The 15,307-nt window shown below is 62.5% G+C and carries 12 protein-coding genes and 1 riboswitch; of the genes, 9 read left to right on the top strand and 3 right to left on the bottom strand.

Annotated elements, in window-relative coordinates; translation table 11 throughout:
- Positions 1-698: 698 nt before the first annotated feature.
- The 8 genes from H0921_RS15380 (at position 699) to H0921_RS15345 (ending at position 10,056) form a co-directional block, all read left to right on the top strand.
- On the top strand, positions 699-1,073 hold the full coding sequence (locus tag H0921_RS15380; protein WP_194539407.1) for a hypothetical protein: 375 nt from the start codon (positions 699-701) through the stop codon (positions 1,071-1,073).
- A 281-nt stretch (positions 1,074-1,354) separates the two neighbouring features.
- Positions 1,355-1,762: a hypothetical protein gene (locus tag H0921_RS15375; RefSeq protein WP_194539406.1), complete on the top strand. Its 408-nt coding sequence runs from the start codon at positions 1,355-1,357 to the stop codon at positions 1,760-1,762.
- Between the two features lie 349 nt (positions 1,763-2,111).
- Complete coding sequence (locus tag H0921_RS15370) at positions 2,112-2,900, top strand: hypothetical protein (protein ID WP_194539405.1); 789 nt, start codon at positions 2,112-2,114, stop codon at positions 2,898-2,900.
- A 462-nt stretch (positions 2,901-3,362) separates the two neighbouring features.
- Complete coding sequence (locus tag H0921_RS15365) at positions 3,363-5,735, top strand: OPT family oligopeptide transporter (protein WP_194539404.1); 2,373 nt, start codon at positions 3,363-3,365, stop codon at positions 5,733-5,735.
- 148 nt (positions 5,736-5,883) lie between these two features.
- Positions 5,884-6,086: riboswitch (cobalamin riboswitch) on the top strand.
- 145 nt (positions 6,087-6,231) lie between these two features.
- Positions 6,232-7,110 (top strand): DUF1559 family PulG-like putative transporter, encoded by an 879-nt coding sequence (locus tag H0921_RS15360; protein WP_194539403.1) that lies wholly within the window; start codon positions 6,232-6,234, stop codon positions 7,108-7,110.
- A 308-nt stretch (positions 7,111-7,418) separates the two neighbouring features.
- Complete coding sequence (locus H0921_RS15355; RefSeq protein WP_194539440.1) at positions 7,419-8,501, top strand: glycoside hydrolase family protein; 1,083 nt, start codon at positions 7,419-7,421, stop codon at positions 8,499-8,501.
- Positions 8,498-9,262 carry an NAD-dependent epimerase/dehydratase family protein gene (locus H0921_RS15350; RefSeq protein WP_194539402.1) on the top strand — a complete coding sequence of 255 codons (765 nt, stop codon included), beginning with the start codon at positions 8,498-8,500 and terminating at the stop codon, positions 9,260-9,262. Before H0921_RS15355 ends, H0921_RS15350 begins: the two co-directional genes overlap by 4 nt.
- Before the next feature lie 485 nt (positions 9,263-9,747).
- Positions 9,748-10,056, top strand: a complete 309-nt coding sequence (locus tag H0921_RS15345; RefSeq protein ID WP_194539401.1) for a hypothetical protein — start codon at positions 9,748-9,750, stop codon at positions 10,054-10,056.
- Positions 10,057-10,348: 292 nt separating this feature from the next.
- On the opposite strand, the gene H0921_RS15340 is transcribed toward H0921_RS15345, so the two are convergent.
- The 3 genes from H0921_RS15340 to H0921_RS15330 all read right to left on the bottom strand — a co-directional run bounded on the left by H0921_RS15340 (position 10,349) and on the right by H0921_RS15330 (position 13,378).
- Positions 10,349-11,254 (bottom strand): TolB family protein, encoded by a 906-nt coding sequence (locus tag H0921_RS15340; protein WP_194539400.1) that lies wholly within the window; start codon positions 11,252-11,254, stop codon positions 10,349-10,351.
- A gap of 253 nt (positions 11,255-11,507) precedes the next feature.
- Positions 11,508-12,914 (bottom strand): DUF1501 domain-containing protein, encoded by a 1,407-nt coding sequence (locus H0921_RS15335; RefSeq protein WP_194539399.1) that lies wholly within the window; start codon positions 12,912-12,914, stop codon positions 11,508-11,510.
- Positions 12,915-13,222: 308 nt separating this feature from the next.
- Complete coding sequence (locus H0921_RS15330; protein ID WP_194539398.1) at positions 13,223-13,378, bottom strand: hypothetical protein; 156 nt, start codon at positions 13,376-13,378, stop codon at positions 13,223-13,225.
- 473 nt (positions 13,379-13,851) lie between these two features.
- Between H0921_RS15330 and H0921_RS15325 the strand changes: the two genes are divergently transcribed.
- On the top strand, positions 13,852-15,276 hold the full coding sequence (locus tag H0921_RS15325) for a hemolysin family protein (protein ID WP_194539397.1): 1,425 nt from the start codon (positions 13,852-13,854) through the stop codon (positions 15,274-15,276).
- Positions 15,277-15,307 lie beyond the last annotated feature (31 nt).

Raw genomic sequence — 15,307 nt, 5'->3', positions numbered from 1 at the left:
ATGCGCCCTAATCCGGCCACTGCTAGTAAACGGTGGGGCGTCCTGATTCGTAGGTTCAACACCCCGTATCCGTTGGCGACCGCCGTTAGGCCGCTCAGCGGGAAAGGAGGGGGCGTTCTGCGATGCTCTGCCCAAGTGTTCTCTCTTGCCTTAGCCTGTTGATTCTGCACCTTGCGGTGGCCCCGTCGGTCGATCTGTCCTCAATTGACCGCAGCCTCCGGCGCGAGCCGGTCTATCAGTCGAAAGCGTCGCACCATGCCTTGCTGGTGTTCGGGCCGCGGGCAGCACACCGCCTCTAGCTTGTAGCGGATGGCGATCTGCTCCCCACGATGTACCCGGCGCTTACCGAGGGCTTCCTCCGCGGGCAGGAAGGCGAAATCGGGGCGTGTCGAGACCCTCGGCGGGGGAACTTCCCTCCAGGAAGACCCGCGAGTTGCCGTGACAGTCTTACGTCAACCACTCTCGCTCCGAGACAGCCTTCCCCGTGTCAGTTCCAAGATCATCCCGGAGGGGATTCATCCCGTGGCCGAGATCGCACTTGCCGGTCCAAAGTCCGGTGACGAGCCGATCCGCAGGCGGGTGGTGCTGTCCCCGCGGTGCTGCGGGAAGGGGCTTCACGGCCCCGTGCGGCTCCCCCTCATGGAGCCCTGAGCCAGTCCACGGGGCGGCGGAGCTTTGCCGACGCAAAGGCGGACACCGTGGCCGACTCCACCTGGGAAGCCCCCCTCCAGATTTATTGGACATCCCATCGCGGCAGAAGATGCGGCTTCGGCGGCTTGACACCCGTTTCTCCCGGATTTATCCTGGAGGGTGGCGGGCAGGTGGAGTTTGAAGGGAACACGTCCGCGGAGCGCGGATCGTCCATGATGGATTTCTTCTACTACGGGTTGATTGAGCCATTCTTCCTGACATGGCTGGGCGAACGGCGGAGCGTGGTCGCCTTCGGCGCGGCGGCGGTCCTGTTTCTGGCGGCCCTCGTGCTGTGGTATGTCTATGAGGTGTGGTGGCCCTGGGGGATCGTGATGGCCACCTTCTGCGCCCTGATCGCGCTTTTGGGCATCAACGAGGAGTGAGCGCCACCCCAGCCTGATCCGTGAGGGTGTTTCCTCCCGCAGCAGACTGCCGCTACTCACCGGCCTTCAGCGGGCCAGTTTGACAACCGAAACGCCACGGCGGCGGACCAAATCTCGGCGGTGATAGAAGCCGTCCTGATTCTAATGATAAGAGCACTCGGCGCTCCATCTGTTGGCCTGGCGGGTCGAACTGAGGTCTAGCCCTGACAAATGGCCTGATGGGGGTAATCGGGATGAGAAAGGTCTCACTCCAAACGCGTAAGCCTTGCAACGAGTTGAAGGTGAGCGACTTTGCCGCCTTCCCGATCTGGGAATTCGCTCTAGACGAAGAGGACGTACCGGGCCGGGACGAAACGTGGGTTCGCCCAATCAATAGCAAGATCGTCCCCAAGGGAGCTTATGACTTATTTGTGGCTGCAACTTTCACGACAGCAAGCGGGAGAAAGCTCGACGGCTGTTTGATCGTGAACACCGCGGGCGAGTCAGTGGAAATCGGCGAGGGGATAGTGCTAGGCCGACTCGGGTATCGAGCCGTCCCACGGAAATCTGAGAACAAGGAAGCGATTGAAGAGCGCAAGAGATTCGTCGCATTGCTCGGCCAATCAGCCTCGAAAGTGTTCCCGATCCACTACAAGTTACAGGTCGTGATTGAGGGCGAGGAAAGCCCTAGAGAGGGAATCATCGCTTAGGGGGGAGGTCTGGCGACAATTCGTGCTGAGCCGCCCGGTAACGGAGAAAGGAGAAGCTGTGAAACGGCGCCTCGTGGCTCCACTACCGCTATCCGAACTGTAGTGTAGGACGACCACAGTCCAGTTGCCGTCCGCTTTGTCCGCGCTTTGACCGCCAGCGGCCCCTGCGAGCGCTCCCCAGGACAAGTGCGAGTGCAGGACGCTAAGCCACAACAAGGGGAGGGTCGCGGTGGTCCAAAGTGTTTCTCAAGTCTCTAGCCCCGGTTCCTTACCCAATGGTATACTAGGGTGTCCTGCGGGAAAAGCAGGAGACTCACACTTTGTCTTTCTGACTGAGAGGAGGTGGACGATGACTCATTGCGGGACGATTACTTCTGTTAAGTCTCAGTTTGGCCGGTGGATTCTCTTCGCGTTCCTGGGACTGACAGGGGCCGCCCTCGTTTCCAGAGGCCAAAATGCCGATCCACCTCAGAAATCCAAGGCCGACCCAATTTTAGCCAAACTGGACGCGGCCAAAAAGGCTTACGAGTCTGAAGTGCAGCGAATCAAGAAGAGCCTGTTCGACGCTTTTGACAAGAAGGAAGCTCTAGCCCGCCAGGATGGCAACAAAAAGCTAGTGGACCAAATCCTAGCCGAGCGACTGGCCTATACCACCACAGGAGAGCTGCCCAAGTCTATCCCTACCAACCAATACCTCTCCCAACTGGCTGCGGCCCGCAAAGCACTCCAGTCGGCTTACACCGAAGCGATCCGGCAACTCGTCCGCAACAAAAGAGATGCCGAAGCCGCGCTGCTGGAGAAAGAACTTCAGGACCTGGTGGCTGGGCCGGCCAATCCATCCCCTCCTCCCCCTCCTGATCCGCGGGTTCGCTGGGCCACACCTTCAGGCAGGATCTATGAGCATCTCGGTGGCAAGAATTGGCGGGAACGAAGTCCGCAAGGAGGAATTCGCACGTTTACTGAAGTAGCGCGCAATGGTGATTATATCGAACTTCAGGCAGATGATGACCGCAGGGTTCTTGTCCGAATCCACGCCACTGTTTACTATTGGGGTGAAATTGATCCGCACAGCCGCACGATCATCTGGCGGCAATGGCTTGCTCCCCAAGAGGGTACTGGCAGATGGATCCAACCCTAGACTGGGGCGGAGGATTGTGAGCGGGGGCCGCTGTGACAAAATCCACGCCTTTCGCTGCATTCACGCCTGTCGCTAGCCGCGGGAACCATCTCACCATTTCCAGCCAATAGCGAGTTTTGCAAAGCCACGCCGTTAGCGAGTTTTGCAAAGCCCAGGCTGCTGGCGAACTTGAGGAACCACCACCTCGCCGATTCCAGCCAATAGCAAGTTTTGCATAAGGTCTCTAGGATTATTCCCAGAGTTGTGGCCTCCTGGCGGCTTGTGGTGCTGCGGGCGGTCAGCTTCTATATTCGGAGGCCAAGGGGAGTCCAGGAATATCCTCGCGGCGTGAGCCTTCGGGGTTTGTTTCGCCAGCTTCGGGGTCCTCGAGGGCGGGGATGGTGTACCGCAGGCATGCGGGGAAAGAGGAGACGAGCAGGCGGCGGGGTGGGGTCTTCGCGTGTGTCAAGGCGGGGGGTGATCATGGAGCGGCGTCGAGATACTGATCCGGGCCAGAGGGAGGGGCAGGCGGCGGGCCAGGGAGAGGGGAACGGCATTCCGTTTGTGCCGCCGGAGCAATCGCCGCCGGAGTTCACGTTTCCTGCGGTGCTGGTGGGAGTGGTGCTGGGGATATTGTTCGGGGCTTCGTCGCTGTATTTGGTGCTCAAGGTGGGTTTGACGGTGTCGGCGTCGGTGCCGATTGCGGTGCTGTCGGTGACGTTGTTTCGGGCGTGCAGCCGGGCGTTGGGCTGGCGGCGGGCGACGATCCTGGAGAACAACATTGTGCAGACGACCGGCAGTGCGGGAGAGAGCATTGCCTTTGGGGTCGGGGTGACGATGCCGGCGCTGCTGCTGTTGGGGTTCGAGATGGACCCGATCCGGGTGATGACGGTGGCGGTGCTGGGGGCGGTGCTGGGGATTTTGATGATGATTCCGCTGCGTCGGGCTTTCATTGTGCAGCAGCATGGGCGTCTGCCGTATCCGGAGGGAACAGCGTGCGCGGAGGTGCTGATCGCCGGGGAGAAGGGAGGAGCGACGGCGCGGATGGTGTTTGTGGGGTTCGGGCTGGCGTTTGTGTACAAGTTTTTCCAGGCGGCGGGGAAGTTGTGGGCGTCGGAACCGGCGGTGGAGTTATCGCACCGGCAGGCGGATGGCAGTCGCAGCGGTTTGAAGGGGGCCGAGGCAGCAGGGGAACTGGCCCCGGAGCTGCTGGGGGTGGGGTTTCTGATCGGCCCGCGGATCGCTTGCCTGATGATGGCGGGAGCGATTCTGTCGTACTGGGTGTTGGGACCGCTCATTGTCACTTTCGGGGAAAAGTTGACGGAGCCGGTTTCGCCGGCAGTGTGGGCGGCGGAGCAACCCCAGGATAGCCGCAATGCGGGTTTGATCCGCAACATGAGTCCGGGCCAGATTGGGCGGACGTATCTGCGCTACATTGGCGCGGGGGCGGTGGCAGCGGGAGGGATCATCGCCATGCTGCGGGCCTTGCCGCTGATTGTGGCGTCGATCCAGGGGGGGCTGCGAGACCTGCGGGCGAGTCGAGCGGCGAACTCTCCGGCCCGCCGGCGCACGGAACAGGATTTACCCCTCAGCGCCGTCCTCTTCGGCAGTGTGGCCCTGGTGCTGGCCTTAGCAGCGATCCCTCAACTGGGCTTGGGTCTCAATGCCGAGGGACTGCTGGGCGGCGTGTTGATTTTGCTCTTCGGTTTCCTCTTCGTCACGGTGTCCAGCCGGCTGACGGGGGAAGTCGGCTCTTCCTCGAATCCGATCTCTGGGATGACGATTGCAACGCTGCTGCTGGTGTGCCTGATTTTCGTGGTGGTGGGGCGGAGCGGTCCCTCGGCCATGCTCAGTGCTTTGACGATCGCGGCGGTGGTGTGCATTGCGTCCAGCAACGGGGGAACGACTTCGCAGGACCTCAAGACCGGCTTTCTGGTCGGAGCTACGCCGTACAAGCAACAGTGGGGCATTCTGTTGGGCGCGATTTCGTCGGCCCTGGTCATCGGCTTTACCATGCTGCTGTTGAACACCGCGGGCACGCACTACAGCAAACAAAATCTGCCAGAACGGCGCTTGGCCATTCCTGCGGATGCTCCGCGGCAGCGGCCCGGCAAACCGTACCAGGACGATACCCAGGAGTACTTTGTGGTCCATGTGCGGCGGGGGGAATACCCGGCGGAACCGAGCCAGGGACTGGCGGAAGTGCGGCCCGGACGGTACCTGGTCGATGAAAGCGGCAAGGCGCACTACCGCACGGATACGCCGATCGCCCAGGAATCGCGGCGGATGGACGACGGTTCCTCCGCTCCGGCCGCCTTCACGGCACCGCAGCCGCACCTGTTCGCCAACATCATCCAGGGCATCCTGGGCGGCACGCTGGAATGGGGCTTGGTTTTGATCGGCGCGCTCATCGCTGTGTCCGTCGAGCTGATGGGAGTGACAGCCTTGCCCCTGGCGGTGGGGATGTACATTCCGCTCGCCTCCACGGTGCCGATTTTCCTGGGCGGGCTGCTGCGCTACCTTGCCGATTGGCGGCGGGGCGGACCGGAACGGGAAGCGGCGGCGGAAACCAGTCCCGGCGTGCTTTTAGCCAGCGGTTACATAGCGGGGGGCACGCTCTGCGGTCTGATCGTCGCCTTCTTTGCCTTCTCGGATGAGCTGGTGGCCGCGGTCAACCTCGGCGCGCACTTCTTCGGCACCCTGGACGCTAGCGGCAAGCGGGTGTGGGACCCCAACGAGGTCCCGTGGGCGCGGGCGTTGGGAGTAGCCCTGTTTGCCATACTGGCGGCCTATCTCCTGGCTGTGGGACGGCGTCCGACTTCCCCTCCCGCTGCGGACTCGGCCTCTCGCCCCTGAGCATTCCGTCCCCTTCGTCCTGCTGCCTCCTTCCCCTCGGGCGGATGTCGGCGTACTCCTCCTGTCCCTGTCTGCCCCTGGACCTGTTCGCCGAGGGCGGCTGGGTCCGCAGAGACGCTCTGGCCAGACTCCCGTCGGGGATGTACAACGAAGCGCTAGCATGACGGGTTCCCCGGTCTGCGGATCGGGGAGGCAAGAGGGAAGCCGGTGCGAATCCGGCGCAGGGCCGCTGCTGTGATCGGCCAGAACCCTCGGCATGCACGCCACTGTGACCTGCGGGTCATGGGAAGGCCGCCGACAGGTTCGCCACGAGCCGAAAGCCAGAAGACCTGCCCGTCATGATCTGAGTCGTTCGGGGCCTCGGACCCAGGTTGCCGGACGGGCCGGTCGATCCTTTCCTGTGCTGCGCGTGGGGCGCAGCCCCGTCCCGTTTTGACCGCACCTGGACAGTCCGCCCCGACTACCCCGCCCGGACCGGCGGGAGGAGTACCTGTCCATGTGGACCTGTGTGTTGACCGTTTTCCGTCTCCATGCCCTGCCGAACCTGCCTCAACGCGGACCGAGCCGCCGAGCCAGACTAGCCTCTGCTAGCCGCTTCCCGCTGCGGCACGCCTTCACGCTGATCGAGCTTTTGGTGGTGATCGCGATCATCGCCATCCTCATCGGCCTGCTCTTGCCCGCCGTGCAGAAGGTGCGCACTGCCGCCGCCCGCATCAAGGGCGCCAACAATATCCGCCAATTGGCACTGGCCTGTCACAACTACCACGACACCCACGGCAAACTGCCCCCGACCTCCGTCTTCACCTGGAGTACCCCCACCTACACCATCCAGTACTGGTACGGCCTGGTGACCTACAGCAGCACGACCTATCAGGTCGTCAGTGTGGACCCGACCCGCGGGATCCTGACCAACTTTTACGAGAACAACACGGAAGTAGCAAAATGCCCCGGAATCGAGGGGTATCCGGTGCGGGCGACGGTCGGCATGCTGTCGCGCGGCTACGCCTACAACCGCCACGTGCAGAATAAGCGTCTCCATCACCTGCCCACCAGCCAAACTTTCCTCTTTGCCGAGCAGGTCCAGCTCAACCCGGACGGCACGTTGCAGGAGGTGTTCGACAGTTTCGGCTCGCCGTATGTGCCCAATCCTTACGGAGGCACCAACGCCTTTACTTCATGGGGCGTCAATTGCGCTCACTTCCGCTTCGCCGGTGTCGGCAATGTCGCGATGGCCGATGGCCATGTGGAAACCCGCCGCCCGGTCGATGTTCCCTCCGTCGCTCCTTTCCCCCAGGCCGTCTGGGACGCCAACAAGGGGAAGTACTCCCTCGGCTTCCTCTCGAACATCCCCGCCGAGTACACGGGGGATCAGTGACGTCCTGAAGTCATCCGCCCCCTCGCGGTCAGAATGAGCCGCGGGGCGCTCCTCCAGCGGGATCAGCAGTCGCTCCTTCGCCCGGCCAGCCCTGAGAGGTTGGCCGGTGTCGTTTCTCCATTCCTTGCCCGCGGGAAAGACCAACAGTATGCTGGGATGAGACTCCAGAAACCACTCGACGACTCACCGGGACAGCGAGCTGTCAGGCACTAGGAAAGTTCCCACCATCCGAAGCCGAAACGGAGGAATTTATGCGTCACCTCTTCATGGTAGGCGGCATGATCGCCTTCACAATCGCAGCCCTGGCAATGGGGGACAGGGCAGCCCTCCGGCCCGCAGCCTCGACCATTCAAACCCCGCGTGCCACCGTCGTCAGTATCGTGAAGGACAAGTTTTACATCAACGGCCAGCCGACCTACAAGGGCCGCATCTGGAACGGTGTGCCCATTGAGGGGCTGCTATTCAACAGCCGGATGGTGCAGGCGATCTTTGACGATCGCAATCCCGCTACCGTGACACGCTGGGCTTACCCGGACACCAGGAAGTGGGACCCGGAGCGCAACACCGCGGAATTTATCGCCACGATGCCGACCTGGCGCAAGCACGGCTTGCTAGCCATCACGCTGAACTTGCAAGGCGGCAGTCCCGAAGGATACTCGAAGGCGCAGCCGTGGCACAATTCAGCGATCCACGCTGACGGCACACTGGACGAAAAATACATGGCGCGCCTGGCCCAGGTGATCGACAAGGCCGACGAACTGGGAATGGTGGTCATCCTCGGCTTGTATTACTTCGGCCAAGATGAGCGGCTTAAGGACGAGCAAGCCGTCATCGCCGGGGTCGATCATGTGGTCGATTGGCTCATCGCCCGCCGATACACGAATGTGGTGGTGGAAGTGAACAACGAATGCGACGTGAAGAGGTATGATCACGACATTCTCAAGGCCGAGCGCGTCCATGAACTCATCGAGCGGGTGAAAACACGGAGCCGGGAGAAAAACCACCCCCTCTGGGTCAGTACGAGTTACGGCGGGGGGAGCATCCCCAAACCCAACGTGGTCAAAGCGGCTGACTTCCTCCTGCTGCACGGCAACGGCGTACATGACCCCCAACGGATCACCGAGATGGTGCACCAGACCCGCCGAGTGCAAGGCTACCGCCCCATGCCCATCCTCTTCAACGAGGACGACCACTACGACTTTGACAAACCCAACAACAACTTCATCGCGGCAGTCAAGGCGTATGCGTCCTGGGGCTACTTCGACTATCGTCGGAAAGGCGAAGGGTTCGACGAGGGTTACCAGAGTGTGCCGGTGAACTGGCAAATCAGCAGTGAACGGAAGAGAGGCTTCTTTCGTTTGCTGTCCGAAATCACGGGGGAGAAGCCGTGACGTTGCCCGCCGTTGTGCTCATCACCGGGGCCAGTGGGAATCTCGGCGCCAAGTTGGCCGCTCATCTGGCCGGGCAGACCCGCCTGGTGCTAATCGACCGTCAGCCCCGCGACGGCGTCCACACCGCCGATCTAAGCCGATGGGGCGATTGGATCAAGCACTTCCAGGGCGTGGAGGCGGTCGTGCACCTGGCAGGCGACCCCGTCGCCTATCACGACTGGCCCGATTTATTGGGGCCAAATGTCGATGCCATGCTCAACGTCTACGAGGCCGCGGCCCTGCACGGCGTCCGGCGCTTCGTCTTCGCCAGCTCCAATCATGTCATGGGGGGCTACCAGGACGGGCCGCCGCTGCCGATCACCGAGGACCTGCCGCCCAAACCAGGCCTGCGCTACACTGCCGACGGAGCCGAACGCTTCAGCGGACCCTACGCCGCCGCCAAGCTCTTCGGCGAACGCGTCGGCCAGCACTACGCCGCCGTCCGGGGCCTGGAAGTGATCGCCGTTCGCCTCGGCTGGGTGTGGCGAGGAATCAATCGGCCCGACCAGTTGCCAGCCGATCGGGGCGAGTGGTTCCGCCAACTGTGGCTCTCCGACCGCGACTTTCTGCACCTGATGGAGTGCTGCCTGACCGCTCCCCTCCCCGAACGGTTCCTGATTGTCAACGGCATGTCCGCCAACTCCGGCATGCGCTGGGATCTGACCGTGGCGCGCACCCAGCTCGGCTACAGACCGCAAGACGACGTCCACCGCCCCGCATGAAGGAGGGCCAAATCCCTTGCCAACCCCTCCACCTCGCGGATTCGTGGATGGACCTGTCACAGCGCATTGGAGTAACCCTCTACGCCGACTGAAGTTTGTTCGTTTGCCGGAGAGACAAGCGGGGGCAGGGACAAGTGATTCAGCGCCCGCGCCCGCGCGAGGCAGGCAAGATGGCTGAGCACGAGCGGAGATTAAACTGCTGGCCTGCTGATTGAATCCAGCCGCCAAGGGATGGGGTTACGAACTCGGCCCTGCGGCTTCCGCTTTGTTGGATCCTAGGAACTTCGGAACTTCCGCGGGCTCATCTTTTTTCATTGACACACTGCCGGAACAGGTTAGCATAAATATGATTTGATCGTCTGAACCCTCTGCCGTTGGCTCAATCGAACCGAAAAGGCGGCGGAACCAGGTGGCAGCACTGATCCCAGCAGCGGCAGTCGTGATTGTGGTACCGAATCCGAGACTCGATGAAGGGGGTGCAAACCATGGCAGAGTCGGAAGTACAACCTGTCCATACTTCGGCGAAACCCGGTGAAAGAATGAAGAAGCTCGGTGGCCTCTTGGTCGGCTTGTGCTTCGCCTGTCTCATCATCGGCCGGGCGATCGTGACGATTTTCTTCCCGGAACTTCAGGGCCAGGGTATTCCTCCCGCGATGTGGTTCGTCCTAGTTCCGATTTGGTCGCTCGGCATCATCGGGCTTGTCCTTCTACTCGTAGGCTGGCTGCGAGGTAAGTTTGCCAAGTCGGGCAGTGCAGCGGAGGCGGGGGATATGTCAGCCTTCTCAGGGTCATAGCTCCCTGGTACCCCGAATGCATGCTTGGCTTCCGAGCTTGGATGCCGTTTCCCCTTCCTCCGCCTTGGTGCGAAGCTTATCTCCCTCTGCTCGTGGCACATTTGGCGCAGCTCAGCGGCGTCCTGTCGTTCCTCATTCTGCCGGGAACAATGAGGGGTGCCGGGGGCCGTCTCCCCGTTGGGCACATCCTGACCGAACCCCATGGGCAGCGGATATGTTGATACTGGACATTTTTACATAAATCATCTCACTGTCAAATACGGTAATTCCAGGGGGGCCGGTGGGCTTCCACTCACTTTTCGCGGGGGCGCGGCAAGGGGAGGTGTCCATCCATCGACAGGATGTAGATGTCGCTGCCCCCGTGGCGATTGGAGATGAAGGCGAGGCGGCGGCCATCGGGACTCCAGGCGGGGCAGGTGTCGTGGGCGGGGTGGCGGGTCAGATTGCGCAGGCCCTGGCCGTCGGGGCGGATGAGCCAGATGTCGTAGTTGCCGCTGCGGTGGGAGGCGAAGGCGAGCCATTGGCCATCGGGGCGCCATGCTGGCCAGGAGTCCAGTCCTTCTCCGTCTGTCAAGCGGCGGACGTTACTGCCGTCGGCATCCATGAGGTAAATTTTCTGCGGGCCGTGGCGGTTGCTGCTGAAGGCGATCTGCCGCCCGTCGGGACTCCAGGCCGGATGCAGGTCCAGGGCGGGGTGATTGGTCAGCCGTTTCTCGTTTTTCCCTTGGGCATCCACGGTGAAGAGGTCCGGGTTCTTCTGACGCGTGGACACCCAGAGGACGAACTCGCCGCGGGGATGGAAGCGGGGGGATTCCTCGAACGCTTGATGCGGGATGAAGACTTTATCCTCGCTGCCGTCGGCCTGGCAGATGTTGATCTGAAGTTTGCCATCGGTGCCTTGCAAGCGGTCATAGACATAGACGATGCGTTGGCCATCCGGGGAGAAGTGGCCGTCGAAGTGGGGTTCCTTATGGCCGGGGAGAAGACGTTTCATCGGCCCGCCGGAAATGGGGATAGTCCACAAGGCCATCAGTCCTTCGTGGATGCGGGTGAAGAGCAGCGTCTGGCCGTCCGGGGACCATTGGAGGTGGTATTTGTACGAGCCGTCGGTGGTGAGCCGCCGAGGTTCGCCGGGAGCATCAGGAGCTTGCGGGGCTGAGGAGGGCGGGTCCGCCGCCTGCGAGATGGCCAGAGGCATACCCAGACCCAGAAACGAGATAGTGAAAATCCATCCTAATTGTAAATCTGAACACTTTAATCTGGTTTTGTCAAATCCGCAAAAATCGCGGAAATTCCGGGATGAACCACGCCCTCTCCGTAGAAAAACTCCGCGCATGGTGTAATCCCCGCTATGGGCAGAACCTATACTGATTCATCGGCGATACCCTCTCTTTTTATGGAGAGAGGGGCATTGCTTTGCGGCAGCAGCCAAGCCCAATGTCCTGCCCGCGTTAGAGCAACTCGGTGATGACCCGGCCGGTGGGGGTCAGTCCCAACGCTGTGATTTGCTCGCTGGTCAGGCCCAGTTGGTGGAGGATGGTCGCGTGCAAGTCGGCGGGTGTCAGGGGTGTGTCCGCCGGTTTGGCCGCTTTGGCATCGCTGGTGCCGACGAAGCAGGCGCGGCGCAGTCCGCCGCCGGCCGCCAGGGCGCAGTAGCAGTCCGGCCAGTGGTCGCGCCCGGCTTTGTCGTTGATGCGAGGGGTCCGGCCAAACTCGCCGACGGCCAGAACCAGCGTGCTGGAGAGCAAGCCGCGCTCCTGCAGGTCATCGAGCAAGGCGGACATGGCCTGATCCAGCCAGGGGGCGTGCCGGTCCTGCATGATCTGGAAGTTGCGGTAGTGTTGGTCCCAGCCGCCGTCGCCGGCGTCCTCTTCCGCCTCGACGTGGTCGCTCCAGTTGACCTGAACGAAGGGGACGCCAGCTTCGACGAGGCGGCGGGCCAAGAGGCAGGACTGGCCGAAGCGGGTCCGGCCATAGCGATCCGCCAGGGCAGGCGGTTCGCGGGAGAGGTCGAAGGCCGCCCGGCTCTGCGGCGCCAGAAGCATGTCCAGCACCCGCTGCTGATAGGCGGGCAGGTTCTGCTGGCGGGCCAACCGCTCCGCCTCCCGCTGCACGCCATCGAGGGCTTGGAGCAACTCCTGGCGGTGGTGGAGCCGTTCCGGCGTCAGCTCCGGGGGCAAACGCAGCGCGGGAACGCGCGCCGCACCTTGCACCGGGTCATACTCCAGGCGGAAGGGGTCCCAGGCCGCTCCCAGCACGCCGCCCCCTTCGCCGATGATCGGCTTTTTCCCCTGATGCAGCTTGCCGCCGACAACGAAAAACGGATGGAGGGCCTTACCCCCTCGCGCCGCTCGCACCCGCGCCACCACTGACCCCAAAGCCGGCTGCGGCGAACCTGGCAGCGGCTTGCCATCCAGACCGACACCCCCTGCTCCGCTGCCCGTCAGGCCAATCGTTCCCGCGATGCCGTGATCGTTGGAAGAAGTCGTCAACGTGCGAATAACAGCCAGGTGGTGACTGCGCGCTGCCAGTTGAGGAAATAGCTCGGCAAAACGGACCCCGCTGATCCGCGTGGGAATAGTCCCGAACGGCCCGCGATACTCCGACGGCGCCTGCGGCTTGGGGTCGAACGTATCGAGCTGGCTGGGACCGCCCCAGAGCCAGAGCAGAATGACCGACCGGGCCGGTCCTGCGGGAGCCGTGCGGCTCGCCCCCTGCACCGCCAGCCAGCGCGGCCAGCACAGCCCCAGCACCGTCGAGGCTCCCACCTGCAAAAACGACCGCCGGTGCCAGCCAGAACACACCCGGCTCCGCTGCTGGCCCACCGCCAGCGGAGGTACCACCGCTTCGGATGGCATCGCATCTCTCATCATCGCCTCCTGTCCTGAGACGAAAGCTCATTTTTCCCCTTCGAGTCGATTCATTGCACACAGGCGAACTATTGCCGTTTGGGGTAGTGGTAATGATTAGCTCGGCAGGCAGGTTGTGCGTGGGAGCCATTTCAGAGTTGACTCTATCTTAACTCCTCTACAGGATCGCATCAACTTTTTTCAGATTCCAGAGCGTCGTTGGGTGCAACCAGATTTTCTGGGGGTTCTCTGCCGGGCAGCTCTGCTAGTCTGGGGAAACACCTCGCGGGTTCAGCCCCCACCCCCAGAGAATCTAGTTACACCCGGACTTCGAGATGGAGGAGGTAGGGTTGGGGGTAGTGGAGGCGGAAGACTCTGTCGGGGAAGCGTTGGATGGTGGCGAGGGCGGCGAGCCAATCCTGGCCGCAATGTTCGAGCAGGATGCGTGTCACCGTGTCGTACTCACCGGCCATCTCACTTTCTCCCCTGTTTGGTTGGACTTTCCTCATGACGTGGGGTGGGTTTCTCCCGCCGGTTTGGTTTCCCCCATTGTCGAGTTGGCTTTCCGTCGCCGTCGGTTTTCTCCGCTGTTAGTCCCGCCGTTGGTTTGCTTCCGCCGCTAACTTGCTTCCCTTGCCGCTGGTGGGCTTTCCCCACCGGCTCGGTTTCCCTCGTCGTCGATCTGCTTCCCCCTGCTGTTGGGTGGGTTTCTCCTGCACGCGGCGAGGGTCGCGGTGCTGGTTTCGCCCTGCCGCCGCGAGTATAACCGCCCCTTTCCCCGCCGCCAAGCACGTCCCGCCCCGCTGCCTGTTCGTCCCTGATTCCCCCGCAGTGGGAGCTGCGAAGTTCCGACGCCGCGGAGGCAGAGATTGCAGAAGGCCCCAGGAGGCGGCCTGATTTGCTAGAATAACACCACCAGGGTGCTATCCTTACCGAGGATGATTTTTTGGCCACGCCGTTGGGTGAATTTCCGACGTTGACGCCGGCGCTGGCCGGCCACCTGATCGCCATTCCTATTCTGATAGCGATCAACGGCTTCTTTGTGGCAGCGGAATTTGCTCTGGTGGCCATCCGGCGGACGCGCGTCGAGGAGTTGGTGCAGCAAGGCCGAGCGGGAGCCGTCACCCTTTTGGCCGCCATCCGTGACCTCAACCGCAGCGTCGGAGCCTGTCAACTGGGGATCACCATCGCCAGTCTGGCCCTGGGTTTTGTCAGCGAACCGGCCATTCACGCTCTCATCGAACCGCTGCTGGCAGGTCTGCCGCCGCAATGGACGCGTGCTCTGTCCGTCCTGCTCACGCTCACGGGCATCACCTATATGCATGTGGTCTTCGGCGAGCAGATGCCGAAAATCGCCGCCTTGCAAGACAGCGAGCGGATCGCCCTCTGGACGGCGGGACCGGTTCTGGCTTTGGCCCGCCTGAGCGACCCGCTCATCCGCCTGATGAACGGCTCCAGCGCCTGGCTGCTCCGCCGCTTCGGCTATCGCGATCAAGGAGATGCCGGGGAAATCCACACCGTCGAGGAACTCCGCCTGCTCATCGAAGACACCGAAGAAGCCGGACTGCTGGAACCGGACCAGGCTGATTTCGTTCTCAATGTCTTCGCCCTGTCCCAGAAGAAGGTCCGCGACTGCATGGTACCGCGGGAGAAAATGGCTGCCTTAGACCTGAACCTGCCGCCGGAGAAAATCCTGGAAGCGGTCCGCCACGGCGCCCATACCCGCCTCCCGGTTTATGATGGACAACTGAATAACATCGTCGGCATTGTCAACACGAAGGATTTGTTCTATCTCTTCAGCACATCCGGGGCGGTCATCCTGGAAGATGCCCTTTACCCTCCGATCTTTCTGGGGCCGGATGAACCGGTGGCCTACGCTCTGCGCCTGTTCCGCAAGTCCCACCGTCCCATGGCCATCGTCCGCGACGAGCAGGGGAACGTCCTGGGTCTGATCACCCTGGAGGACGTGCTGGAGGAAATCGTCGGCGATATTGAGGATGAACATGACGTACCGGTGCCCAAGCTCAAGCTCCAGCGCATACGGCGCCGGACGGGCCTGAGCGGTTGGAACAGCCGGCCCGTGGCTCCGCCGTCTTCCGCCACGAGTCCGAGCACGCCCGCGGAACCTGCCGCCTCTGCGGGACAATCGCCTGTCACGAGCGGAGTGAGTCCAACTCTTCCAGCTAACGGCCCCCTCAGCGGAGAACGCAAGCGGCCCCAAGCGGAGGCTGGCACGACGGCGGCTCCCCCGCGCAGCTCTGGGCCGGAGGGCACGGGAACAGGCGGCTCTGCGCTGCCTCCTTCCCCCCCTCCGCCCTCCGCTTCCGAAGGCCCAGCGTCTGCCTCCGGTCCGGCATCGGCATCTGGCTGAGCGGCTCTGCTTCGGCTTTCGGAGCGTCTGC

Source organism: Thermogemmata fonticola, from assembly GCF_013694095.1.
GTDB lineage: Bacteria > Planctomycetota > Planctomycetia > Gemmatales > Gemmataceae > Thermogemmata > Thermogemmata fonticola.
The sequence above is the reverse complement of the archived record's forward strand: the minus strand, read 5'-3'. Positions and strand labels throughout refer to the sequence as shown.

Coding starts and splice junctions, on each gene's coding strand:
- H0921_RS15370 (WP_194539405.1), top strand. CDS start 2,112: ATGACTCATTGCGGGACGATTACTTCTGTTAAGTCTCAGTTTGGCCGG.
- H0921_RS15365 (WP_194539404.1), top strand. CDS start 3,363: ATGGAGCGGCGTCGAGATACTGATCCGGGCCAGAGGGAGGGGCAGGCG.
- H0921_RS15360 (WP_194539403.1), top strand. CDS start 6,232: ATGTGGACCTGTGTGTTGACCGTTTTCCGTCTCCATGCCCTGCCGAAC.
- H0921_RS15355 (WP_194539440.1), top strand. CDS start 7,419: ATGGGGGACAGGGCAGCCCTCCGGCCCGCAGCCTCGACCATTCAAACC.
- H0921_RS15345 (WP_194539401.1), top strand. CDS start 9,748: ATGGCAGAGTCGGAAGTACAACCTGTCCATACTTCGGCGAAACCCGGT.
- H0921_RS15340 (WP_194539400.1), bottom strand. CDS start 11,254: ATGCCTCTGGCCATCTCGCAGGCGGCGGACCCGCCCTCCTCAGCCCCG.
- H0921_RS15335 (WP_194539399.1), bottom strand. CDS start 12,914: ATGCCATCCGAAGCGGTGGTACCTCCGCTGGCGGTGGGCCAGCAGCGG.
- H0921_RS15330 (WP_194539398.1), bottom strand. CDS start 13,378: ATGGCCGGTGAGTACGACACGGTGACACGCATCCTGCTCGAACATTGC.